This window comes from Leisingera sp. CC-HEC093, from assembly GCF_059429195.1.
The window spans coordinates 1955807-1979435 of record NZ_JCAIJR010000001.1 but is presented as its reverse complement, the minus strand read 5'-3'; the positions used below and the strand labels follow the sequence as shown (position 1 = coordinate 1979435).

Sequence of the window (23629 nt, the reverse complement as noted above, 5' to 3'; positions counted from 1 at the left end):
TCCAGTTTGATTGTTAGTGCATCATTGGCCTCGGTTCCATCGGGATGATGGCTTCTGGAGCCGGGGGCCTGTAGCCCAATGCACTGTGGGGTCTCTTTGTGTTGTAGTGTTTCCTCCAGCCTTCGATGATGATTTGAGCCTCCCTCACCGAATAGAATATCTCACGGTTGAGCAGTTCGTCCCGCATCCGGGCGTTGAAGCTCTCGACGTAGCCGTTCTCCCAGGGGCTTCCGGGTTCGATGAAAGCGGTCTTAGCCCCGACAGCCTCAATCCAGGCCCGCACGTCATTGGCAACAAACTCCGGCCCGTTGTCGCTTCGAACGTAAGCTGGCGGCCCCCGCAGGATGAACAAGTCCGTCAGGGCATCAATCACGTCGGTCGAGTTGAGTTTCCGCTTCACTCGGATCGCCAGGCATTCACGGCTGAACTCATCCAAGATGTTCAGTGTGCGGAACGCTTTCCCATCGTCGGTTCGGCAATGCACGAAGTCATACGACCAGACATGGTTGCGATACTCGGGGCGCAACCGGATGCATGACCCATCGTTCAGCCAAAGCCTTCCTTTCTTCGGTTGCTTCGGTGGCACCTTCAGCCCCTCTCGTCGCCACAGCCGCTCAATCCGGCCATCACTGACCTGCCAGCCTGAATCCCTCAGCAGCACAGCAACGCGCCGGTAGCCGTAGCTGCCGTATTGCCTGGCCAATCCGGTCATGTCGGCAACCAGCCGTTCCTCGTCTTCCCGGCCCCTTGGATGATGCCGCTGTGTCGAGCGATGTTGCCCGAGCACGCGGCAGATCCGACGCTCCGATACCTTCATCCCGCTACGGATCAGCTGGATGCAGGCTCGGCGACGAGCGGGGCTCAGAAGTTTCCCCGTGCGGCTTCCTTCAGGATGAGCTTGTCCAGTGTCAGATCCGACACGGCCTTTCTCAGCCGCTCGTTCTCCTTCTGGAGACGCTTGAGTTCCTTCAGTTGGTCGGTTCCCATCCCACCATACTGCTTGCGCCAGCGGTAGTAGGTCTGCTCCGTGATGCGAACCTCCCGGACTGCATCAACCCGCGCCATTCCTTGCCCGACAAGCACATCAACCTGCCGCAGCTTCTGAACTATTTCCTCTGGCTTGTGCCGCTTGTTCGCCATTCTCTGTCCTCCGTTTCCTAAACATAACGGTGGACCAGTTCAGATGGGGCACTCCAGTGGGCCAAATGCTGCGGAAAATTGGGCCATGCCGCAAGTTCGCCGCGCGGAGCGTGAATGACTGAGGTTGAAACAGGGGCCGTTTACCTGGTTGGGTTTGGACTGGCAGGGAGTGGGACACAGAGGTCGTTGCCCCTCCGGGAGTTCGCTGACGCAGCATTATCTTGCAAGCGCGGCGCACCCATCGCTGCATTGCAGCCAAAAACACCAGACCGGTCATCCAAAACAGCCTGAAGTGCAAACTCAATTCGCCCTTTTCGCAGCGGTTGATCCAGGTGTTCAGTCCCGGCATCTGGTGGATCGGATTTAGGATGAATCGATCTGGCTCGGATGTCCAGGTTCGCCAGATGTATTCGTAAGGCGTGAGGCCGCTGAGTGTCTTGTCCCTGCGCGCAAGGTTGTAAGTCGCGGTGATGTCGCCGAGGTACGTGCGAAGCTGCTCGTGGTTGTCTTAGTGGAAGCACTTAACGGTGGCCTGCTTGATCGTACTGTTCATGCGCTCAACCTGGCCATTGGTCCAAGGATGGTTAGGCTTAGTCAGGCGGAGGTCGATTTCATTTTCCTCACAGATCATGCCGAAACGCATCTGCCGGGAATAGGCCGTATTCCGGTTCCTGGGCCGGTCGGCGAGCTGGATCCCGCTCGCCATTGGGCTAGATCCGATGGCGCTCTCAATGGCTCGCTCAGTCAAGGTGGTGTGGACCCGGCAAACTCGTCGTCATCGCAATTGCACGAAGACTGGTGAAAATAGCTAACGCGATCATCAAAACTGGCACACCTTGGAAGCTCTGCCCCGCGAATAGACACAATTGCTAATTTCTACTGGATTCCACACTCGGAAAACAGTTTCTGCACATCTCCAGGCTGCCCGAAATAATCACATCAATTTCAGTCAATTGCCGCAAGCAATAGCGATGTCAGGCTGTTCTATTCCCCTCGAAGAAGAACAGCCGGCATTTCGCCCCGAGCAAGCCCGCACGTCATGGCCGCTGCAGCATGGGAGCGGTCAACCTGATGACCGCTCCAAGCATACTCTTTCACCTCGCCCTTTCCGTATCAGGAGATCGGCAGGTCATAGTTGGCCGGGTTTTCAGCCAAGAGGGCCAGTTCGATGCTGCCATCGCGGGTTCCGTCGGCATAATCGAAACGATGCAGAAGATCGGGGCCACCGTATATGAGGTAGGTTTCGCCTGCGTCACGCACTCCGTTTGGATCGGCACCATACGCCCCGATCAGGATGTCAACGATGCCATCGCCGTTCACATCCCCCGCCTGGGAGACGGAAAACCCGTTTTGGTCGCCAAAAGCGGCGCCGTTCAAGACAAACCCGTTGCTGCCATCGAGCGCAGCCAGGTCCAGGCTGGCGCCAAAGCCGCCCGCTGAGCCGAAGACCACATAGCTCTCCCCGGCAAGACCCACTCCGTTCGGATCGGCACCATGCGCCCCGATCAGGATGTCACCGATGCCATCGCCGTTCACATCCCCCGCCTGGGAGACGGAGTTTCCGCTAAAGTCGCCAGCAGCGGCGCCGTTCAGGACAAACCCGTTGCTGCCATCGAGCGCAGCCAGGTCCAGGCTGGCGCCAAAACCGCCCGCGGCGCCGAAGACCACATAGCTCTCCCCGGCACGCTCCATTCCGTTCGGATCGGCACCATGAGCCCCGATCAGGATGTCACCGATGCCATCGCCGTTCACATCCCCGGCCTGGGAGACGGAATAGCCGCTAAAGTCGCCAGCAACGGCGCCGTTCAGAACAAACCCGTTGCTGCCGTCGAGCGCAGCCAGGTCCAGGCTGGCGCCAAAGCCGCCTGCGGAGCCGAAGACCACATAGCTCTCCCCGGCATTACCCTGTCCGTTCGGGTCAGCACTATGCGCGCCGATCAGGATGTCATCGATGCCATCGCCGTTCACATCCCCCGCCTGGGAGACGGAAATTCCGCTAAAGTCGCCAGCAGCGGCGCCGTTCAGGACAAACCCGTTGCTGCCGTCGAGCGCGGCCAGGTCCAGGTTGGCACTAAAGCCGCCCGCGGCGCCGAAGACCACATAGCTTTCACCGGCATCTGCCAATCCGTTCGGATCGGCACGAATTGCGCCGATTAGTATGTCATCGATGCCATCGCCGTTCACATCCCCTGCACCGGAGACGGAATACCCGCTCTGGTCGGATGCAGCGATGCCGTTCAGGACAAACCCATTGCTGCCGTCGAGCGCGGCCAGGTCCAGGCTGCCGCCAAAGCCGCCCGCGGCGCCGAAGACAATGTAGCTTTCACCGACTATTACCAATCCGTTCGGAGAGGCAGATCTAGCCCCGATCAGGATGTCATCGATGCCATCGCCGTTCACATCACCGGCCGAAGAGACTGAAAAGCCGCTTTGATCGCCTGTAGCGATGCCGTTCAGAACAAACCCGTTGCTGCCGTCAAGCGCGGCCAGGTCCAGGCTGGCACTAAAGCCGCCCGCGGCGCCGAAGACCACATAGCTTTCACCGGCATCTGCCAATCCGTTCGGATCGGCACGAATTGCGCCGATTAGTATGTCATCGATGCCATCGCCGTTCACATCACCGGCCTGGGAGACTGATCTGCCGCTAAGATCAGTCGGATTGATCCCATTAATCGCGGCGCCAAAAGACCCAGGAAGAGTTTGCCCTAGCAGCGGCCCGAGACTGCCCACACCATTCACAGACAGCAGATTCACTGTCAGCCCATTGTCCATCTGCAGAACAGTATCCAAAACGCCATCGCTATTGTCGTCTGTCTCGCTCAGCGATGATAGCGAAATGCCGGGTCCAAAGCGCAGGCTGTCCGTTCCGACAGAGAAATCAAGTACGGTTGTATTCCCAGCATTATGGAAAACAAACTCATCTGCTCCGTTGCCGCCGAAGAAGAAATTGTCGCCTCCATTTGAAACTATGGTGTCATCCCCATCGCCACCGATCACCGTGTCATTGCCGGCCTGGCCGGTGAGGAGGTCATCGCCAGCCCCGCCGTCTATCCGGTCGTCTCCCGCACCTCCATAAATCTGGTCGTTTCCATTGCCGCCCCCAAGACGATTGTCCAGCAGATTGCCCTGGATGTAGTCGGAAGATCCGGTTCCCTCGATGCCGGTAACCCAGCTGCTCAAAACATCGCGGTCTCCGAACCCGTCGATCGCGTAGTTCCCGTCGAGCCGGACCGTGACCCCGGCATTGCCGCCATAGTTTGCATCATTCCGGTATGTCACTGTGACATTGGAGCCCTGGGCAGCGTTGATCGTGTCCGCTCCTGCCAGTGGCTGAAGTTCGATATCACCGGCACCACCGGTGAACAGGTCCGCAAATTCCGTCGCCCGTATCCGCTCGATCCCGGTGAACGTGTCGGTGAACCCGAATGGATCAGAGGTGACCACCCCCGCCCCAGCGACAGCTGTGCTCAGCGCCACTGTGATACCGGAACTTCCGCCGTAAGTGCGCTCGGTGAGGTGGTAGGCGAGAGTGTCGCGGCCGCCGCCTCCGTGAATGGTATCGTCGCCCCCGTGCGGATCAAAGAATTCCGACCCGCTCGTCTGGTCGGCGCCTTGAATGAAATCGCCGTGGCTTGTCCCAAATACTCTTTCGATTCCGATCAAGGTGTCGGAGTTCCCGTAAGTGTCGGTGGCAGTGCCCGCCCCGAGGTCCACGACGACGCCCTGAAATCCTCCGCCAGCCTCTTCTGACGCGTAGTCAACAGTTTCCAGTATGAAATTTGCATCGTCGTTAGCGTTTGCGCCATCCATGGTGTCGTTGCCCGCGCCCCCGATGAAGATGTCCTCACCCTCGTTACCGATCAGCACGTTGTCCCGGGCATCTCCATGCAGTATTTCCCGGGCGGGTGTTCCTATGAGCGGAGAATTAGCTGCATCCACATACCTGTGTATGTAGCTCGTGTAGGTCCATAACGGTCGCTCGGCGTTTGAAAACACAAGTACTTCCACATCCTTTATTCGGACATCGCTCGCACCGGAACCGGATATGTCTGTGACGATGAATGTGCCGTCATCGCTCACACTGTCGTAGGTGACTTGGTAATCGCCTGGTGCGCCCGGGAGCAGTAGGCGGTCATAACCGCCGTGACCAAATATCACATCGCTGCCACCACCCCCGCCGAGGACATTATCCAGCGCATTGCCGTGAATGGTATCAGCACCGCTGCCACCAATCGCATTTTCAATGTTCAGCAGAATATCAGTGTCGATCTGAGCCCCGCTCGCAATTCCCACGGGTGTTGTGGGAGCATATCCTTGGGCCGCAAGGGCCGCCCCAACAGTCGTAGTCCCGAAGGCGGCGCCGGACCGGTCTGCAGGCCGCAGGTCGATGGTCAGGCCGGTTGTACAGGATGGATACTCAACATAGTCATTGCCTGCTCCGCCATCGATGAAATCAAAGCCTGCCCCCTGTCCGGCGATGATCCGGTCATCTCCTGCTCCGGCAAATACGGTGTCATCTCCTGCGCCAAGGTATACGTAATCGTTTCCATCTCCCGAGCGGATGGAGTCGTCTCCAGCACTGCCCGTAATAGTATCGTTGCCCGCGCCAGTTTCCACTGTCCCTTGAACATAGCCGGACAGATCTACAGTTTCACTCGACGTCGAATTCGAAAGATCAACTGTCCTAGCGTAGCCGAAGTCGTCGAAAGCCAGCAGAAGGTTTCTTGCTACGTCCCCTTTGAACAGGAGAATGTCCGAGGCTTTGCGGCCGTCCACGACGACCTCGAGGAAGGGACCGTCAGAACCGGAAAGGTTGAAATTCCCGGTCCGGAGATTGATATCCGCGCTCGAGCCGCTGGCACCGCCCTGTAACGCAATTTCGACCAGCTTCAAAAGTTCGACGGACGGATTTCCATCTTGATCCTTGACATCAAGTATCTTGCGGTTGATGCCTTTGCGCCCATCGGCAAGGGTTGCGGTATGCAATCCGTAACCCGCATCTGCCTGCTGATGATCTGTCCAGTTCTTAAAGGGGGCTTTCCACCACTTTGTGAGGTTCCCCGCGATAAAGACTGAGTGCGTGCCATCATCGACAACGATAGTGCTGGCCCGGTTGCCAAGTACCAACGTTGCAACACCCAAGAAGTCGTTTACCACGTGTGACCGGGGATCGAAGCGCTTGCTTCTTCCGAATCCCTGAAAAAGCTCACTGTCTGAAAAAGTCACTGTTTACCCTCCCAACTACGCGCGCACGGAATCCGCTGATGCTACTGCGGGGACTGAAACGCCCCATCCCCCAAATGGGGGAAGACGGTGCTTAGCAACTGTATTTCTCAGGCGCTGTGAGCAATCCATACCTGACGGGATTTGACGGGCGCGTTGGCGAGTGTGACGAGTTTGCGAGCGACGGCCGTGATGATGACTTTGTGAGGTTTGCCTGCATCGCGAAGTCGGTCGGCTAAGATTTTCAGAACCGCATTGTGATGGCGGGCAACGATAGCGGCCTGGAACATCACATGCCGCAGAATTCGTCGTCCCCCGCCTATTGTTCGCTTGCCTCTCAGTGCGCCGCAGTCGTGTCCAATGGAAGCGAGGCTAGTCAGAGCTGAGGCCTGTTTTCCTCGCTGTGTTCAGCAGCCAACCCGGTCATCATCCGCGCGAAAACACCTTTCTCGCTCCAAAGACTCCACCAGTTGTAGAGCGTTTTGTGCGGGCCATATTCAGAAAGCGCGTCTCGCCATGGTAACCCATTGCGATGGATGAACATAATCCCGCTAAAGACCCGTTTATCATCAACCCGAGGCTTGCCGTGCGACTTTGGGAAAAAAGGGGTGAGCCTGGCCATCTGTTCGTCGGCCAGCCAATAGAGGTCGCTCATGTCACGGTTCCGTTTTTCAAACCGTGAATCACGTAGCGCAGCGAAAATCAATGCATCCTGACCCTAGGGAAAAAGGTCTGGGTGGCGCCGTTTATTTGACCGGTGGGGCTAGTTGAAATACTCTCCAGATAAACGCCACTCGCGTCCTGCACCCGCACTTTGCGAGAATTGAGCTGATCTGTGTTTTGATTGTCTCGGGACTGACACCAATCCTCACACCTATTTCCGAATTTGTCAGTCCTTGAAGAAGAAACCCTGCAACGCGACCCTCTGCCTGAGTTAAACCATATGCCAAGGACACAAAGTTGGCATGCACTTCAACTGGTCTCAGGGGATCTATTAGCGTGACCAGCGCTCCGGCGAACCCTCTTTCGATTTCCATCTCAGCATCTCTGAGAGGAGAGATAACTGCGACTAGAGATATGCCAGACCGTTCGCGTGGAATTTGTACCACACTGCCGGCGTCATTGATTTCACCCTTTGCCGAGGCACTTGCGTTGAAAATTCCCGACTGCAAAGCGGCACAGACCGACTCGTCTTTGGCTGCCAACACACCTTTACCAGACGTAAAAACGCCATCCTTCGCATCAAGCACTTCCGAGGCAACATTGTTTGCAACTATTACATTTGCGTTTTCCGATACAACAAATACACCAGTGCCAATCCTATCAAGCACAGACAAGACGGCGCGATATTTAGTGCGGAGACTGTGAGTAAAACGATGCACCTCCAAGGATTTCGCAATATGAGGTGTAAATAGTTTTTGGACGCCATTGAGTGTAGAGAGCTTATTTTCTTTGAAACTGTCGTTGTACAAGAAAATTATTCCCGTGAGATTGGATGGATCATCGGCCAAGCTGATTGCGCACCGCCGAACAAGGCCAGCTCGCTCCGCCATGAATTTTACTTCCGGCCGCTCATAATACCCGTTGTCCATTTCAAATATCTGGCTATCGAGCCGTACATCGAATGCTCGACGAGAATGCACGAATCTCATACCCTCCCGATCAAAACCAGACCCATCGCCTCTCTCAATCATGCAATTGTAATCGTGCAAAATGTTAGGAAGGTTTCTAAAATGTGAACTGGCCGCTTCCAATCTGTAGTCAACGTCCCCATAAGAAGAAACCTGATAAATTAGAGAGGCCGTCGCGCCCATCAATTTCGAGCATTCATTTAATGCGTGCACCCAGTATTTATCAGTGAGGGACGCACTGTAAATTGATATCAAGGCATTTTTAATGTCTGGCATGGGATTTTTTCAGCCGCTTTTCACTCGTACAATTTTGCGGCGCCTCGCCACTAGGTGAAGATTTTCGATCCGCGAACACTATTTAAGAGATGGTCATTCGGACTCTCGCAGGCAACTATCTTGCGAAACACAAATAGCGCACCCCCAATACCCCACTAGCCAAGCTAATTTCTGATCCATGAAGCAGTCTCAAGGACAGATGCTTAGCCACCATCAGTTGGAGCAGTCTAGCAGAAAAATGAGAAACTCGCACGAATTTAATGCCTCCCCAATTTGGCTTGCTTCTGTTTGTAAATCTTCCACTAGTTTCCATCGTTTCGGTACGTGCTTTCACCGGGATCGTAAGCGTCCGGTCTCCCCGCACTGACGACCGCCGCTAGTGATGGAATGTGCCCATTAGCGAATAAGTGGACACTATCAGGGATGAGCATGGCGAGGCCGCGCAGGCGGCGGAGTTGGTCTGCGGATGAGTAACGGATGATCTGCGCACAGACGCGGGTTCCCGGTGTTTCTGTGGCCCACCCGACTTGCTTTTGCGACTACAACCACCTGCTAGCACAACCGTCAAGTATTGAGTAGGAAAACCGCAAAGAGGCTTATATTAGAAGTATTTTGTTTCCCTACAAATTTTTCTGGCTTCAGTACGGTGCAGAGCCAAATTAGATTGAAGAATTCAGCCGTCGGCTAGCGGAAAGAAAACCAAACTGCACACATCAGGCATCGTTCCTGGATGACTGTCGACATCGCCTCCAGCAGACGGGAGTGGTGGCGTTGTCCCGCGTCCAGTAAATTCAGGTAAAATCGCACTGCGGAACGCACGAACGGCTGGTTTTCCCGCCGCGCTGCGACGCCAGAACTTGCGTGTGTGCAGAGAAATCCGTGCTGTGTGCGCACGCAGCAAAAAAAATCCAAGTTACAGGTTGGGCTCTTCGGTAGCTTTCGCTGCATTTCTGAAGAACGGCTGAAACAGTGGCAGGATGAACCTGCCGCCTTTTTTTGTTGGGCCAGCGGGATTTGGACAAGCCAAACGCCCCTGGCCGTCAGGGTGAGGGCGCCGCCCTCCCCCTCGGGCAATCCTATTAGACAGGGCCGTGTCCTCGGCTGCGCCTGATCGTGCACCACTTGTCAATTTCCTAGACAAGACGGTCGACGCCCTGAAGCTTAGAGACGAATTAAACCCATCGACTATCAGGTGTCTTGATGGCGCAATCAGCGTTGACGCACCTGTCGCTCGTCTAGCTGCGGCGCTGCTCGCATTCTTTTTTGCAGAGATTCACGATCCGGCAGTGAGGGAAGCCCTGCAGGCTCGCAGGGTCAGCTAAGCGATCGTGAAGCCTGCCAGCGGACCACAAGTTTATCGGCAGAGATAGCGGCCATATGGTCCTTGGTTCTAAATTATCGCTATTAGCGATATAGTACTTGAAGGAAGGCGCCCGACAACCTATGTTGGTTGGCGTTATGAACCTTGCATACGCAGAACCCGACAAGACCTGGGGCCAGAGGCCCTGTGAAGGCTTAGAGCCTTCGTCACACACCTGCGTCTCGGGGACGGGAGTGGCCGCGCGCCGCACCCATCCGGGGTTGGGTGCGGCATGTAAGGGGTCAAACGCCGCTGATCGCTATCCTCTTTCCTACGGGGGCCAATTCCGGCCGGAACTGAGGAGCAGTAAACATGTGCAAGAAAGACGTTCAGAACCAGCGGCGGCATCGCAAGAAACCTTCGAAGTGGCGGCACCTTTTTTCCGCCATTGTGATCCTGTTTCGCCTTTGGAATCTCCTAACAGAGTTCTGGGAGTGAAACTCGTCCTTTTCGCGGGCAGCGGCGGTGACCCCTTCACAGCCCATGGATACAATCATGGCAAAAACTGAAAAGCCGATGATAAACGAGGCGCTGACAATAGCGCGACTCTATTGGGGGTATTCTCAGACCGAGTTGGCCGAAGCTCTAGGCATGTCTCAAGCCATGGTATCGGAGATTGAGAGAGGAACAAAATCTGTCACTCTGGATACATTAGAAAAATACAGCACTGTCCTCGGGGTCAGAAAGTCACAATTAATGTTTTTTGCAGAAGAAATTGAAGGTGATGCGCCAATCCGAAAAGGCCGCCTTATCGTAGCTAGGAAAGCGTTAAATTTGCTGGACAAGCTGAAGCCTTCGGAATCCTTTGATGCAGAAACAACGAGCTCGTAGAAACCAGGAACGGTATGAGCTAAACCGCTCTCCGTTTGCTCAAAACCCCACTCAACGTGATGTCGCGGATTTAGTCCGCGAAAAACGCGACGACCTGGAAAGGTTAGGCACGCCACGGTTTAAAGAGCACTTCTTGGTTCGACGGACAATCACCTCCGGAGGCAAAGAGCGACAACTGGTCTACCCGGTCGGCCGACTGCGGGCAGCGCATGAGCGTTTGAGATTCCATTTCTCGAAGATTGTTCAGCGCAGCTACTTAATGAGCCCCCGAAAGGGAAAGGCTCAACGCGATAACGCGGCGGCACATATGTCCGCTGCGCAGTATCTCACATTAGATCTGAAGCAGTTTTACCCTTCTACTTCGAGAAGCATGATCCGGAAGTCCCTTGTTGACCAGTTCGGAATGCATCCGGATGTTGCTGGATTGATTGCGCATGTCGGCACGGCTGACGACAGGGCGTGTTTTGGTTCTCCGCTAACCCCTGTCCTTGCATCTTTGGTGCATCGGCCAATGTTTGACGCCATTGCTGACCTCTGTATAGCCCATGATTTGAGCTTTACAGTTTGGGTGGACGATCTGACCATCTCCGGTTCAAAAATACCAGGCGGGCTTGTTAAGAAAATCCGCGAGACGGTGTCCTCGTTTGGCCTCAAAACGCATAAGCTCAAAGTTCGAACCGGAAATAAGCCTGTTTTCATAACAGGGGTCGGTGTTGTTGGCTCAAATTTGATTGTGCCACGAAAACTGGAAATGAAATCCAAGACACTGTGGGCGGAACTCAAAAATGCAGAAACTTTAGACGAACTCGACGTCGCTTCGACACGCCTTCTGGCGCACTTGGGTGGAATCCGACACGTTGTGGGTAGTGCTTCAAAACGAGGTCAAAAAATTGCTAGCGAGATGAACTCGATACGCCAGAAGCGAGAGAAAGCAATCCGCATCAACAACGACAGGCTTGCATCACTTAGCTCTAATAAGCGTTACCTGACCCCTGAAGAACTAGAAGCGAGAAAGGACGAGATCGACACCATAGCCTTTTGAATTCCGCACCGGCTAGTCAAAACGTCCCTCACTGCGCGAGCTCTTGTGACCTGCCCCCCGCGGGTCCCTCGCTCATGACGAGAGTCTGCGGGTTTGATTTTGGTAGTCGTCGGTTTCGGGCTTGGCAAGCGCGGCAGGCGCGGAGCCCTCAAATTGCTCAAGCGCCTGCCGCGCTTGCTTTGGCGTTCTGTTCCCCAACGAAGAGTGCGGCCTGACGTTGTTGTAATCGTAGCGCCACAGCGCCAGCTTGCGGCGGGCATCGTCCAGGGTATCGAACAGCTCTTCATTGAGAAGCTCGTCCCGCAGGCTTCCGTTGAATGACTCGATGAAGGCATTCTGCTGCGGTTTTCCGGGATCGATGTAATGCCAATCCACGCCGTTCCTGTCGGCCCATCTCAGGATTGCCCGGCTGGTGAATTCCGTGCCGTTATCACTGACAACGCAAACAGGTTTTCCGTAGATCCGGACGAGCGCGTCCAGCTCCCGGGCAACGCGCTCACCCGAAATGCTGGTGTCCGCGGCCAGGCACAGGTTTTCCCGGCAGCAGTCATCGTTTACGGCCAGGATGCGGAACTTCCGCGACGCGCCGAAGCTGTCTGCCAGGAAATCCAGGGACCAGCGCTGGTTGGGCTGTGTGGCTTCGGGCATCGGCGTTCGCGAGCCCCGGGCACGCTTGCGGCCCCGCCGCCGTTTCACCGCAAGGCCTTCTTCCCGGTAGAGGCGGTAGAGTTTTTTGTGGTTCATGATCATGCCTTTTCGCTCAAGCAGCACGCCGATCCGCCGGTAGCCGAACCGGCGGCGTTTGCCAGCGATCTCCTTCATCTCCTGGCGGATCTCGGGATGGTCGAGCGGGCGTTCGCGCCGGACCGTCTTGGGGTCGACACCGACAAGCCGACAGGCCCTGCGCTGCGAGATGTCATGATCCCGCATTGCATTGAGCGCTGCCTCTCGCCGCTCTTTCGGTGTCGTCAGCTTTTTCCCAGCAGGTCTTTCAAAACCACGTTGTCGAGCATCGTGTCCGCCAGCAGCCGCTTCAGCTTGGCGTTCTCATCTTCCAGGGCCTTCAGCCGCGCGGCCTCCGACACCTCCATGCCGCCATATTTGGACTTCAGTTTGTAAAAGGTCGCCGGGCTCAGGCCGTGCCGACGGCACACCTCCGCTGTCGGCATCCCGGCTTCCTGCTCTTTGATCATCCCGATGATTTGCGCCTCAGTGAAACGGCTCTTACGCATTCGTCTGCTCCTACATAGGTTGGGCAGACTCTACTTCATGGTGAGGGATTTTGCGGGGGGCAGGTCATTCTCCTTGAAGCGTCGGTCAGGCGAGCCGTCCTTGTTCGTCTTCGCCCAAGTATGCCCAACCACTTCGGCATCGCTTGGCACGACCTCCGTTTCGTGGAATCGCACCCCTTCAATGTCGATCTTCAATTCGCGAATGTCGATGAGGGCGAACACGCCGTCCGCACGAGGTATAACCGCGACACCGGGGTAGATCAGTATGTCGTCGCCATTGATGTTCTCGAAACGCATTGCCCGTCCCGAGAACTGGATCAAGTCGGTTGAACTAAACTCGAAGATGACCGGATGCCTGTCGACAGTGCGATTGGCTAGCGATCGCTCGACAAACTGGTTCGTGGACCTGTCGGCAGTCACGTCCCATTTCTTGCTGCTCAGTTTGAGGCTGTCGAATGCCCGAACCATAGATGAGTAAGCGCGCTGAGCAGCGTCCCCGGCCTCGAACGTCACGGCGATCTTGGTGTTGTCTTCCCAGTTCGCCAGCCTCTCGACCTCGGCCTGGGTGACTGGAAGTGCCGCTTCCAGCTCTGCAATTCGCTTCTTGTAGAACCAACGGAACAAGCTCGTTTTGCGGCGGTTCAGTTCACCTTGCTGCTTGGCCTCCTCATCGCGTGCCTCCTTCAAGTCAGACTTGACCTGCGACTTCTGTTCGCGCGCTTTCGCTATCAGGTCGCGCAAAGGGATCAGCGAAGTGCTGGTCAGCATTTCGACCGAAGCGCTGGCAATTTCGTTCATCCCTGCTTGGGGCATGTAGACCTTTGCCGATGCCGGGTTATTACCAGCCGCAGGACTTCCCGCAGGTGGAGGGGTAAACTTCTCTGGCTCAGGGGCGGGCTGCGGGGCTGGAACGCGAGGTGTCTTCCCGGCAGGAACCACGAGAGTGCTGTAGGACAGGCCAGTTCCCGGCGCTCCGACCGTAGCGCGGACGCCTTGCCGACCGATGTTGACGGAGGCACCCGGAACGCCAATGCTCGTGCTGATGCCACGCTTGCCGATGTTTATCCGAACGCCGGGGAAAAGTGTAAATGTCTGCCTGAAACGAAGTGTCATACTACCAACCTAGAGATTCTCGCTCAACTTAGCCGCGATCGCTGCTTGGCGCGACAACCTGTTCTACATACCAGAATAATTGGTCATGAAGGTAAGAAGCGGAAATCTGACTGGAGTGCAGCGAAAATCAGCTCCGTCCCGCTCCTCGTTGGTCGATCCACGTTGCGGCGAAAGGGTGGATTTTATTTGCCCCTCGGGCTGACTTTCAACGGCCGGTTTGGCGACACATGCCGCTTCACAGCGAAAATCACGCCGCACCCGCGAGCGAATGCTGCGTCAGCAAACACCAGGAAGGGCAATGGCCGCAAAGTCCGCGTTGCGTGAGTTCGCGATCCGCGTGGCAAATGGCAGCTAAAGATCTCGCCGGCTGCTTTCCTCCTGCCCCTCCAGTCTAATTTAGAATGTGATCGCGGAGAGACCGCGATCGCTTGCACAGAAGTCAGCCGCGCCTCCGCTCCGCTCTAGCGCGCCTGGCATTTTCCGTTTGATTGGTCCGCCTGCCATCCGGCCGGCAATCTGAACACGGGTTCTGATGCCGCTACGCGTCAGCCTCCACGGAGAAATCCGGTTCCTCCCGCGCTAGGCGCGGGCCCCTCCCAATTTCACCGCTCCGGCCCCGTGTGTCAGATCACCGTCCGGCCGCAGTCCGGGCTGCGCCCACCCTGCTTTGCCCTCCGGAAGACACGAGGTCTTCCGAAGTGAAAATCAGGGAAGGCTTCGCCACTGGCGGAACAGGAGGCGCGAGCGGGAATGTTGGAGACACGAAAAAGGAAAGGTTCTGTCGCTAATGGCAAAACTATGTGTCGCCCGACAATTTGGGAAGTGGCGGACCGAGGAGGATTCGAACCCCCGACCCCTTGATTCGTAGTCAAGTACTCTATCCAGCTGAGCTATCGGTCCACTGCGGCGGGGTTTAATCATAGCACCGCACGGGCGCAACCCCAAAAAAGATTGTTAAAGTAATTCTTGCCGCCTCATTTTGCAGAATTCCGCAGGGGGCAGAGAAGTTCTCCGCCCTTAGCGCTCTTGCCTGCCATCAAGAGAGAAGCCCGAAGAACCGCTGCCGGAAGTCAAAGACTCCGAACGGGTCGCATTTATGGTATTGTTGGCAAGCCACTCTACTTCCGGCCGTATAGGTTCCGGAACGCCTCGCATAAAAAAACGGAAGGAGACAGTATATGCCAGAGCGGCCGACAACAGCTTTCCGGCTCAGGCCGCTGGAATCCGGCGACCTTTCCCACATGGCCAGTTGGTTCCAAAACATCGCCGACCTCGCCCGCTTTGACCGGTCAGTGCGGGCACCGTTCAATGCGGCCGACCTGCAGCGGTCATGGGGGCCTGCGGCGGATGCTGTAAATTTCAGCGAGAAATGCTGGTTCGCCATCACCACAGAAAAAGGCGAGCTTTGCGGCATCACCGGGCTCGAAAACATCTCTCCCGTGAACCGCGATGCCGTCATCGCGCTGTTCATTGAAGAAGCTTGGCGCAGGCAAGGTATCGGCATCCGGTCAATGGCCCTGCTTCTGGACTTTGCCTTCCTCCAGATCGGGCTAAATCGCGTTACATCGTATTACCGGTCCGACAACAAGCGCAGCCAGCAAATGACCACGCGTGCCGGGTTCACAACGGAGGGCACGATGCGGGAAGCCTGGTTTGCCGAAGGCCGGCACTTTGACATGATCACTATCGGGCTGCTGCGCCGGGACTGGGCCGCCAGCCGCAAAACACTGGCTCAGGGCCTTGACGCCGGTTGCAGTGCCAGCTTCCGCGGCGCTGCGGCCTCCGGCTGGTCGTGGCCGCCTGGCCCGCAGGACACTCAAGGGGGCTGAAGTCACAGCCCGCCCAGAACACCGGTCCAGAATGGAAGCCGGTCTCGGCCCATACTCACGGGAGGAGGACAGCTTGTGAGCGGCAAGAACAAGTCAACGACAGTCCGGCGCCAGCTGGGGGCGGTGCTGTTTGCCGATGTTGTTGGTTATGCCCGGTTGATGGGAAATGATGAAATTGATACCTACAGCGCCCTGAAGTCGCTTCTGGAACAGCTGGAATCAGCTTGCCAGGCGCATGACGGGCGGGTTGTGGCGGTCCGCGGAGACGGGGTGCTGGCACTGTTCGAGACAGCAACAAACGCGGTGGAGTTCGGAGTCGAATTGCACCGCATTGCGGAACAGAACAACAGCTCCCGGCCTGAGGATCAGCAGCTGCGCTTTCGGGCCGGCGTGCATATGGGCGAAATCCTGATCGATGACCGCGGAATTCACGGCGACAACGTCAACATCGCCGCTCGGCTGCAAGAAATTGCCGAACCGGGCAGGGTCTTCGTCAGCGCTTCAGTCTATGAGCAGATCCGCAACCGGTTGCGCCTCGGGTTTGAGTTTCTTGGCCCGCAGCGGCTCAAGAATATCACCGAGCCAATCCCAGCTTATTGCGTCCGCAGCGAGATCGAAGGCGCGGCTATGGCCGCGACCCTGCGCCCGGCAATCCAGCCCGAGCACCCGCAGAAACCGGACGTTCCCTCGGTTGCTGTTCTGCCTTTTACCAGCATGGGCGGGGATCAGTCGGACAGCTGGTTTGCGGACGGGCTGACTGAAGACATCATCCTGAACCTGTCCAAATTTAAGAACCTTTTCGTCATTGCGCGCAATTCCGCATTTTTTTTCAAGGCGCGCTCCATGCCGCCGCAGGAGGCCGCACGCGAGCTGGGTGTGCGTTATGTCGCCCGTGGCAGCGTCCGCCGGGCGGCCGCACGGGTGCGGATTGCTATTGAACTAATTGACGCCGATTCCGGACGAACGATCTGGGGAGAGCGTTACGACCGCAACATCGATGACATTTTTGCTATCCAGGATGAGGTCACTGACGCCATTGTCGCAGCGACAGCCGTCCTGATCGAGGCCCAGGAACGCAAGAGGATGGCACATGCCGCTCCTTCTGACCTCGCGGCATATGGGTATGTCCTGCGCGGCCAGCAGTATATCTTCCGCTATACACGGCAGGACAACCGCGAGGCCCAATCGCTTTACGAAAGGGCCTTGGCCCGTGATCAGGACTATGCCCGGGCCTCAGCGGCGATATCGCGCACCATGAACATTGACTGGCGCTATTCCTGGGCGAGCGACGCTGACCACGCGCTGGACACTGCGCTGGCCTTCGCACAGCGGGCGGTGGAGCTGGATCCGACCGATGCCCGCGGCTTTGGCGAGCTGGGGTTCGTGCATCTTTACCGCAAGGAGCATGATGCGGCGATCGGGGCCTACCGGCGCGCTCTGGCGCTCAACCCGAATGACGCTGATCTATTATCCGACTACGCCGACGCGCTGGCCCATTCCGGCGACAACGAAACAGCGATCGCAAACCTGAAGCAGGCAATGCGGCTGAACCCGTACTTCCCGGACCAGTACCTTTGGCACTTGGGCGGTGCCTATTACAATCTCAAGGAATATGATTCGGTGATCGACACGCTGACCCGGATGAACAATCCGACGGAGGGCCAGCGCATGCTGGCTGCCAGTTACGCTCAGCTGGGTAAGATGGAGATGGCGCGGGAGATGGCAGCCCGCCACCATGAGGCGCACCCGAATTTCTCGCTGGACCGCTGGGCCAAGGTGCAGCCTGACCGGCTGCAAGAAGACACTTTGCATTTTGTCGAAGGGCTGAAGAAGGCGGGGTTCTAAACCGGGGCAGCGCAGCCGGGGTTGCCCGCCACGCCGCCCAATGCCTCCGAAATCCGGCTGGCTTCCTTAATCTCCTGAGCCGCGCGCTTTTGCACCGCTGACTTTTGCACCGCTCACCTTGGCGCCACTCACCTTAGCGCCGCTGACTTTTGCACCGCTGACCTTTGCGCCGCTCACCTTGGCGCCGCTGATGTCTGGGCCGCAACCAAAATAGACATCCAGAAGAATTTGTTCCAGCATACCGGTCATCACGTCCATCCGGATCGAAAAGTCGGCTCTGTCATAGTCCCAGACCCGGATATCGTTTGCAATTTGGTACTCAGCCGAAGCAACCCCGGTCACGGAGGGGTCCAAGGGCGCCCGGGACACCTGAACGTTCCCGTCTCCCGGCACAGGGCCAGTCGCACATTCGCCTTTACCATGAACCAGGAAAATCACTGGCTCCGGCAACTCAAAGTATGTGCCTTCATAGGAAAACCCGTAAATCCGGGCCAGCTTCGCATCATCACTCAGCTGATCGCCAAGAAAGTTGTTACGGCCGTTTCCTTTTGCTTTACCCCTGCGCTGCTGTTTCCCTGCTTGAACATAGTCCTGTTCGCCCAAGTCGCATTTCCCGTCTTGCTTCCACACCCCCTGACGCTTGCCGCGAGCAATATCAATGATCGTTCCTTTGGGAAATTGCTGCTGATGGACCCAAGGACTGCCTGACCCTTTCGCAACAGTATAAAGGCCATTCTGGCACTTATTAGTCTGGGCCATAACCAATATCTTGTCGCCGGCTTCGACGGTTTCGCCGTTTACAGAGGTGCCTTCCAACTTGGCTAAGTTATCGACCGTGCCGACAGCAGCCCCAACGTATTTTGGGATCACCTTGATGTCATCGATCAAACGCCCAAATATCAACACTTCGGAAAAACTCAGTAAGGACTCGGCCACCGTTCACACTCCCGTGGCTATGGAAACAACACCAGAAGATCTTTTTGCATTCCCGTGGGAGCGATTGACGCCGCCCCGATTTCCGGAAAAATCCCCCTGAGTATAAAAGTATCACAAAACGGTGAAAGTTTACAGCCAATAGGTCAGTCAGTTTTCCGGCACTCTTGTCCGCACCGAATGTGCATGACTGTCCTCGTCCGGGTCATCCAGCCGGGGGCCTGCCTGGACCAGGCCGATGCCGCGCATCCGGAAGTTGCCTTCAATGATCGTTTGAAACGCCCCCCCCGTCGATTTCCGGTCTACCAGAAGCAGCGCCTGTTCTACAGCTGCATAGGTAAGGGTTTCAGCATCAAGCATGCTCCAGGCTGCGGCGAGATAAGAGCCCAGGATGTCCCGCGCTTGCAGCAATGCCAGGCGAAAGCCTTCTGGATCAGCGGCATAGCGTTCATCGAACAGGACCTGCATGACGTCTCCGTAATGGGGGCTTTCCTCCAGCTGGTCAGACAGGTCCTCCATTTCCGGGGTGATCAGATCAAGCACCAGGAGACGTTCGTGAAATACATCCACCAAAATATCGAACATCGCACCGGTCAAGGGTTCGGACAGCGCGTGCTCGCTGCTCCAGCCGCGGACAAAGTCTTGCAGCGTCCGTGTATTCGCGGCCATCCGGATCTGCTCATTCCCGGCAAGTTCCGCAAAACGGTTTAGCTGATTGAAAGTGTAAAGGTTGCCGCTTGTGCTTTCGAGCAGCTCCTCAACCACTGATCCGAAGTGCAAGGAAGCAATCAATGCCACCATGTCTGCAGCAGATTCGTGAAAGCCGTAGTACTCACCCGGGACATCCTCGGAGACCGGCATCCCGGCCACGCTGTAGATGATCGCGTGACCGATTTCATGGGCGACGACATCAAAATTCAGACTGTATGCGCGGTACTCCCCGCCATGTTCCCAAGTGCCGCCGGTTTCCAAGAAACCCCACCCGATGTGGGCATTGTCCAGGCTTGGCAGCAGAGACAGCTCCAACCGGTCGTAATCCCGCGCAAAATGCCAGGCGATATCATGGCCGAAATATTCTTCCCATACATCCAGGGTGAAATGTGCGGCGGCGAATAGATGCGCCGCCTCAAATCGCGGATCAGAAGGTGCGATATGATAGAAATGCCCGTCCTCATCCGGTTCTGGCGGCGCCTGCAGCTCTCCATGCCAGGGGGGGAGATACATGCCGGGACCGGCAGGACCCGGAACAATTGCACCATATGGGATCGTCTTGCCCAATGCGTTGACTGCGTACATACGGGGGCCGGACGGCCCTGGACCGATCGAGCCGGGCGGCGCAGAAATCTCGACTAACTCCAGCACCGGCTCCTCCTTGCGGAAGGGGGATTGCGGGAACAGCAGAAAACGCGTTCCCGGCGCTTCTCTTGCTGTTTCGTGCGGATCTTCCATGCCGTCCTCCAACCCAGCGGAGGTTTCGCCCGTCTCGCCCTGCCTAGCCCCTGCTTTCCCCAGCAGATTGTGTCTTGTTTGGCTGATGATACATGAATTCACGGCGGATCAGTTCAAAGAATTCTGACGTGTTTTGCAGGCCGATGGTCTCTGCATACGCGCCGAGGTCTTCAGGGACATTTTGATCAAGGCGCGTTTCAAAATACCAGCCCGCCAGCTGCAAACTGTCCGCATCCGGCCCTAGCATGTCTGCCTGGCTCAGAGCGGCGAATTGCAACTCTTTCTCTGATGCACGCGCTTTCAATCCGGCAAATGCACCAGCCTGCCGCAGTTCTGCCAGCATGTGCTGCTCCAGATCTTCCTGCTGTGCGCGGATGACAGACCCGGCAAGTACTGCCTCCTCCAGCTGGGCTTGGTATTCCTCTGCCGTCAGCCCGTTCTCCTTCAGCCAGTTTTGCAGATCCTTGCTGCGAAACAGACTATGTGCCTGGCGGTGGCTGTTCATCTGCGTCAGGGTGTCCTGCCTTGCTGCACGCCCCCCCGCCTTGCGGGCTTTCTTCAGTGCCAGCAGGCGCAACGCAGCCCGGGTCCGAAACAGGCCAAAGCGCTCAGGCTCCAGACGCAGTTCATCCAGTACCCGCCGGTCAGAAGTCTTCAAACGGCGCTCATGCGCCTCAACACGCCGCACCAGCCCTCTCCAGGCAAGTGTACGCGCCATCGGCTCAGCCGCTGGGCCTGCCGCTTGTTCTTTGCCGTGCAGGAAGGCCGCCATCCGCGCAAGCATCTCCTGCGCGTCTTCGCGCTTGGCGTCTACCTGCCCGGTCTTTAGCCAATCCGAAAACCGGTCCAGCCATGGAGCTGCAGGAATGTCGGCAAAAATCTTCTGCCAGGTCCTTTGCTGATAGAAACGCATCTTGGCAGCTTCCAGCACGGCCGCCGCCTGTTCTTCATCAAGAACAGCGCAGCCGGCCGCATGTTCCACAGTCGCGCGAATAGAAACCATCGGCTCGCTCAATTGTGCAAACCCCAGTTCCGCCGGACTGTGCAGAACTGCGACCTCATCATCGTCGCAGATCGCGCCTGAGGCATAGGCCTCGTATATCCTGCCAACACCGACCATCCCGAAGGCCGATAGTTCCGCCGCCCGCAGCGCCCCCATACTGGCGCTTCCAAACACGGCAATCCCCTGCCCCAAAGCCCAGAGGATTTCCTTGTGCCAGACCGAGGGCACGCCCTCGAAATACCCGTCTATCAGACCGATGACCGTTGCTCCCTGACGGGCGGCGCGGAGGATATCGCCCTGGCCGGCTGGAGGCAGCACGGTGGCATCCAGCACCGCCCGCACCTCCTTGGCCCTGATGGTCGGGCCTGCAAAGACAACCGCACTCATTCGCGCGCCTCCGCTGTCTTCATCGCCCGTTCGCCGGCGACAAAGTCCGGATCGTCATGCGGAGCTTCCAAGCCAGGAATAACCGCCCGCACTACCGGGATTCCCAACTCTTTGCGAGACAGGTCCACGATCAGAACCTGCGCCATACCCGCGGCGGCAAGGCGGTTTAAAAGCCAGGCCTGATCCTCTTCGAAGGAAGATGATGAAAATGTCGGACAGTCCTGAAACCGCTCCGAAGCCTGGTTGCTTGAAATCAGGCTGCGGACATAGTGCGCCCTCTCCGCCGTGGCTGTCGGAGTAAACTCCTCCGGGTTCAGATCATCGCGCGAACCGGAGATATAGGTCAGCCGGGTCTGCGCGGCCTCTGTCAGAGCCCGCAACAGAGCAATGGAGCGGTCTGGATGGCAACCGCTCCCGATGCCGATGTGGCCGGGCCTACTGCCGGTCTCGCAAATCATGCAATGGAAGGCGGCAGCGCCTATGTCCGACGTAATGTTCCACACCCCAGCCAGCAATCCCGCCTGCGAAAACCGGTCCAGCGCCTCCTGACAGCGCCGGTCATCTATAGTTGCCTGGTCAAGCCGCGGGCCTGGCGGCGCGTGATGCCACAGGGTGATCGCATCCCTTTCTATCAGCTCGCAAATGGCATGGCAGGCCGCCTCCTCCAGGCTGTTCCCGGACGCAAGCCCGTTGGTCGTGCGCGGAAATGCCCCCTGCCCGCCACAGGGCCGGGCGGTATAGTCGGTGTCCACCATTTCATATGGCAGCCAGTGCGCCAGACCTGTTGCAAGATCGGAGCCTTCGATCCAAAGCATCCGGCACTGCGGATCAAAGCTGCAGCCGGTCACACGCGGCAGCCGCCAAACATCGGCGACACGCGCCTCCTGCCGCAAGTCGTGATAGCTGGCTGCACGCAATGGCAGCGTGACCCGTTCCGCATGCCAAGTCTCAATAGCCTCCATAACCCCTGAAGCTCTGGCAGCATCCAGCGACAGCCCCTTGCCCAGCGCGACAGCAACAGAGCGGGAGTTTGGCCGTGTTACCATCACCGCCGGAAGTCCAACCCGGTCCAACCCGGTCAGGTTGGCAATCCGCGTTATGCCCATGTCAGTCAGGTGCGGGCGAACTTTGGCCAGCGTCTGCGCCGGATCACACAGACGGTGGGTGTCGTGCAGGTATCCTTTCTGCTGTGCCTTCGGCATCAGGCTGGCCTCACTGATATGACCGCCGCATAACATCCGCCCCGGGCCAAGCCGCTATTGGCGAACCTTCTAGAAGGATGCTGGATCGTTCGCCACCGGTCAACCAGGTGACTGCCTGCAGTTTTTTCTACCGTCAACAGATCCTTGTGCCAGCATGGAAAATCAGCCCCGCGCCGGACAGATCCAAAGAAGGCATCTGCACTTCAACCTGAACAAACGACTGCCGGCTGGCGGGGCATCGCGCGCAGATCTCGGGAATTGGCCTTTGCGTCCGGTAAGACGAACGACCCCTTACTTGAGCACCAGATTTTTGATCGCCCGTTTGGGCGGCGCTGAGACGAACATATTCACATGGCCTCTCGACAGCACCCCGTGCAAGATGGCGGCACTAGCCTCCACGCTGACTTGGCTGCCGATGCCGCGCGCTAGATGCAATACCGCGCGCAACACCTGTTAACTTCACCTGGCGGGAGGCACGATGCAGTAGCAATGGCAGGAAACAAATTGCACACCGGATTCAAATGCATACACATACACTCCCCGGAACAATTTTTGGTATGACACAACGGACTACCTCCACCTTTCCCACCCGCTAGAAAGCGCTGGCCACGTTAGAGATTGCTCCGTCTGCCATTTCCGGTGCGCAGGATGCCGTATTCCACTGACGGTGCCGCATTCCGTAATTTTCGCCGGGCGCTGCCGTCAGCACAGGATTTGTTCCAGAGCCTTCTGATCAAACGGCTTAGCCAGCACCTGAAAATCCCCCAGCAGAGTATTTAGCCGCGCTTTGTCTGCAGCCGTCAACCGAACAGACAGCATGGGAACGACGCGGCATGCAACGGAAGATCCAAACTGTGCCGCACAGGTTTCCAGGAACTCGATCCCGCTCATTCCCGGCAGGTTCATGTCCAGGAAAAGAATGTCGAACTGGTGCGAGGAGGCGGCAGCCAGGTGTGACAGCGCATCATCGGCGGTAGCGAAGACCTTGCAGTGTGCAGGCACGCTGGACCTGGTCAGCAAGCGCAGAAAGTGGCGCACGTCGAAACCGTCGTCTTCTACCAGCAGGACCTGCAGATCGGCCTCGCGCGTTTCTAGCATACAGCTCTCCTCTAACTCACGCACCCGCTCAAGTC

General features: G+C 57.2%; 14 protein-coding genes, 1 tRNA gene and 3 pseudogenes. 4 read left to right on the top strand and 14 right to left on the bottom strand.

Annotation, left to right across the window (positions count from 1 at the left end; translation table 11 throughout):
• Positions 1-13 precede the first annotated feature (13 nt).
• From AC5STB_RS09545 to AC5STB_RS09525, 5 genes and pseudogenes are all read right to left on the bottom strand, one after another.
• Positions 14-1140 (bottom strand): IS3 family transposase gene (locus AC5STB_RS09545; protein ID WP_495442679.1). Its coding sequence is split into 2 segments (ribosomal slippage): positions 14-876 and positions 876-1140, totalling 1128 coding nucleotides; the frame shifts between segments, so codons are not numbered across the junction.
• A 331-nt stretch (positions 1141-1471) separates the two neighbouring features.
• Positions 1472-1900 (bottom strand): annotated as a pseudogene (locus AC5STB_RS09540) (integrase core domain-containing protein); the annotation flags it as partial.
• Between the two features lie 353 nt (positions 1901-2253).
• A complete protein-coding gene (locus AC5STB_RS09535) occupies positions 2254-6366 on the bottom strand; it encodes a beta strand repeat-containing protein (protein ID WP_495442678.1) in 4113 nt (1370 codons plus the stop codon).
• 391 nt (positions 6367-6757) lie between these two features.
• A pseudogene (locus tag AC5STB_RS09530) lies at positions 6758-7018 on the bottom strand (transposase); the annotation flags it as partial.
• Positions 7019-7109: 91 nt separating this feature from the next.
• Entirely contained in the window at positions 7110-8270 is a 1161-nt protein-coding gene (locus tag AC5STB_RS09525; protein WP_495442677.1) for a helix-turn-helix transcriptional regulator, read from the bottom strand.
• A 1855-nt stretch (positions 8271-10125) separates the two neighbouring features.
• Between AC5STB_RS09525 and AC5STB_RS09520 the strand changes: the two genes are divergently transcribed.
• Positions 10126-10461 (top strand): helix-turn-helix domain-containing protein, encoded by a 336-nt coding sequence (locus AC5STB_RS09520; protein ID WP_259972744.1) that lies wholly within the window; start codon positions 10126-10128, stop codon positions 10459-10461.
• A complete protein-coding gene (locus AC5STB_RS09515; protein WP_495442676.1) occupies positions 10439-11503 on the top strand; it encodes a reverse transcriptase family protein in 1065 nt (354 codons plus the stop codon). The genes AC5STB_RS09520 and AC5STB_RS09515 overlap by 23 nt, the downstream gene beginning before the upstream one ends.
• Positions 11504-11575: 72 nt before the next feature.
• Here AC5STB_RS09515 and AC5STB_RS09510 read toward each other — a convergent pair.
• The 4 genes and pseudogenes from AC5STB_RS09510 to AC5STB_RS09495 all read right to left on the bottom strand — a co-directional run bounded on the left by AC5STB_RS09510 (position 11576) and on the right by AC5STB_RS09495 (position 14748).
• A protein-coding gene (locus tag AC5STB_RS09510; protein ID WP_495441156.1) for an IS3 family transposase occupies positions 11576-12735 on the bottom strand; the annotation gives its coding sequence in 2 pieces (ribosomal slippage) (positions 11576-12477 and positions 12477-12735; 1161 coding nt in all).
• 30 nt (positions 12736-12765) lie between these two features.
• Positions 12766-13533 (bottom strand): hypothetical protein, encoded by a 768-nt coding sequence (locus AC5STB_RS09505; protein ID WP_495444640.1) that lies wholly within the window; start codon positions 13531-13533, stop codon positions 12766-12768.
• 159 nt (positions 13534-13692) lie between these two features.
• Positions 13693-13848: pseudogene (locus AC5STB_RS09500) on the bottom strand (DUF4236 domain-containing protein); the annotation flags it as partial.
• An 823-nt stretch (positions 13849-14671) separates the two neighbouring features.
• A tRNA-Arg gene (locus AC5STB_RS09495) sits at positions 14672-14748 on the bottom strand.
• Positions 14749-15026: 278 nt separating this feature from the next.
• Here AC5STB_RS09495 and AC5STB_RS09490 point away from each other — a divergent pair.
• Both AC5STB_RS09490 and AC5STB_RS09485 read left to right on the top strand, forming a co-directional pair.
• The gene (locus AC5STB_RS09490) at positions 15027-15677 is read left to right on the top strand and encodes a GNAT family N-acetyltransferase (RefSeq protein ID WP_495442675.1); all 651 of its coding nucleotides are present in this window, start codon (positions 15027-15029) and stop codon (positions 15675-15677) included.
• A 75-nt stretch (positions 15678-15752) separates the two neighbouring features.
• Entirely contained in the window at positions 15753-17522 is a 1770-nt protein-coding gene (locus AC5STB_RS09485) for an adenylate/guanylate cyclase domain-containing protein (protein WP_495442674.1), read from the top strand.
• Positions 17523-17588: 66 nt separating this feature from the next.
• Here AC5STB_RS09485 and AC5STB_RS09480 read toward each other — a convergent pair whose 3' ends face one another.
• The 5 genes from AC5STB_RS09480 to AC5STB_RS09460 form a co-directional block, all read right to left on the bottom strand.
• Positions 17589-18458, bottom strand: a complete 870-nt coding sequence (locus tag AC5STB_RS09480) for a pentapeptide repeat-containing protein (protein ID WP_495442673.1) — start codon at positions 18456-18458, stop codon at positions 17589-17591.
• A gap of 147 nt (positions 18459-18605) precedes the next feature.
• Positions 18606-19904 carry a gluzincin family metallopeptidase gene (locus tag AC5STB_RS09475; RefSeq protein ID WP_495442672.1) on the bottom strand — a complete coding sequence of 433 codons (1299 nt, stop codon included), beginning with the start codon at positions 19902-19904 and terminating at the stop codon, positions 18606-18608.
• Between the two features lie 43 nt (positions 19905-19947).
• Entirely contained in the window at positions 19948-21294 is a 1347-nt protein-coding gene (locus tag AC5STB_RS09470) for a TfuA-like protein (protein ID WP_495442671.1), read from the bottom strand.
• A complete protein-coding gene (locus AC5STB_RS09465) occupies positions 21291-22496 on the bottom strand; it encodes a YcaO-like family protein (RefSeq protein WP_495442670.1) in 1206 nt (401 codons plus the stop codon). Before AC5STB_RS09465 ends, AC5STB_RS09470 begins: the two co-directional genes overlap by 4 nt.
• A gap of 702 nt (positions 22497-23198) precedes the next feature.
• Positions 23199-23594 carry a response regulator gene (locus AC5STB_RS09460; RefSeq protein ID WP_495442669.1) on the bottom strand — a complete coding sequence of 132 codons (396 nt, stop codon included), beginning with the start codon at positions 23592-23594 and terminating at the stop codon, positions 23199-23201.
• Between the last annotated feature and the right edge of the window lie 35 nt (positions 23595-23629).

Coding starts and splice junctions, on each gene's coding strand:
- AC5STB_RS09475 (WP_495442672.1), bottom strand. CDS start 19,904: ATGGAAGATCCGCACGAAACAGCAAGAGAAGCGCCGGGAACGCGTTTT.
- AC5STB_RS09520 (WP_259972744.1), top strand. CDS start 10,126: ATGGCAAAAACTGAAAAGCCGATGATAAACGAGGCGCTGACAATAGCG.
- AC5STB_RS09470 (WP_495442671.1), bottom strand. CDS start 21,294: ATGAGTGCGGTTGTCTTTGCAGGCCCGACCATCAGGGCCAAGGAGGTG.
- AC5STB_RS09490 (WP_495442675.1), top strand. CDS start 15,027: ATGCCAGAGCGGCCGACAACAGCTTTCCGGCTCAGGCCGCTGGAATCC.
- AC5STB_RS09515 (WP_495442676.1), top strand. CDS start 10,439: ATGCAGAAACAACGAGCTCGTAGAAACCAGGAACGGTATGAGCTAAAC.
- AC5STB_RS09460 (WP_495442669.1), bottom strand. CDS start 23,594: ATGCTAGAAACGCGCGAGGCCGATCTGCAGGTCCTGCTGGTAGAAGAC.
- AC5STB_RS09465 (WP_495442670.1), bottom strand. CDS start 22,496: ATGCCGAAGGCACAGCAGAAAGGATACCTGCACGACACCCACCGTCTG.
- AC5STB_RS09505 (WP_495444640.1), bottom strand. CDS start 13,533: ATGAACGAAATTGCCAGCGCTTCGGTCGAAATGCTGACCAGCACTTCG.
- AC5STB_RS09525 (WP_495442677.1), bottom strand. CDS start 8,270: ATGCCAGACATTAAAAATGCCTTGATATCAATTTACAGTGCGTCCCTC.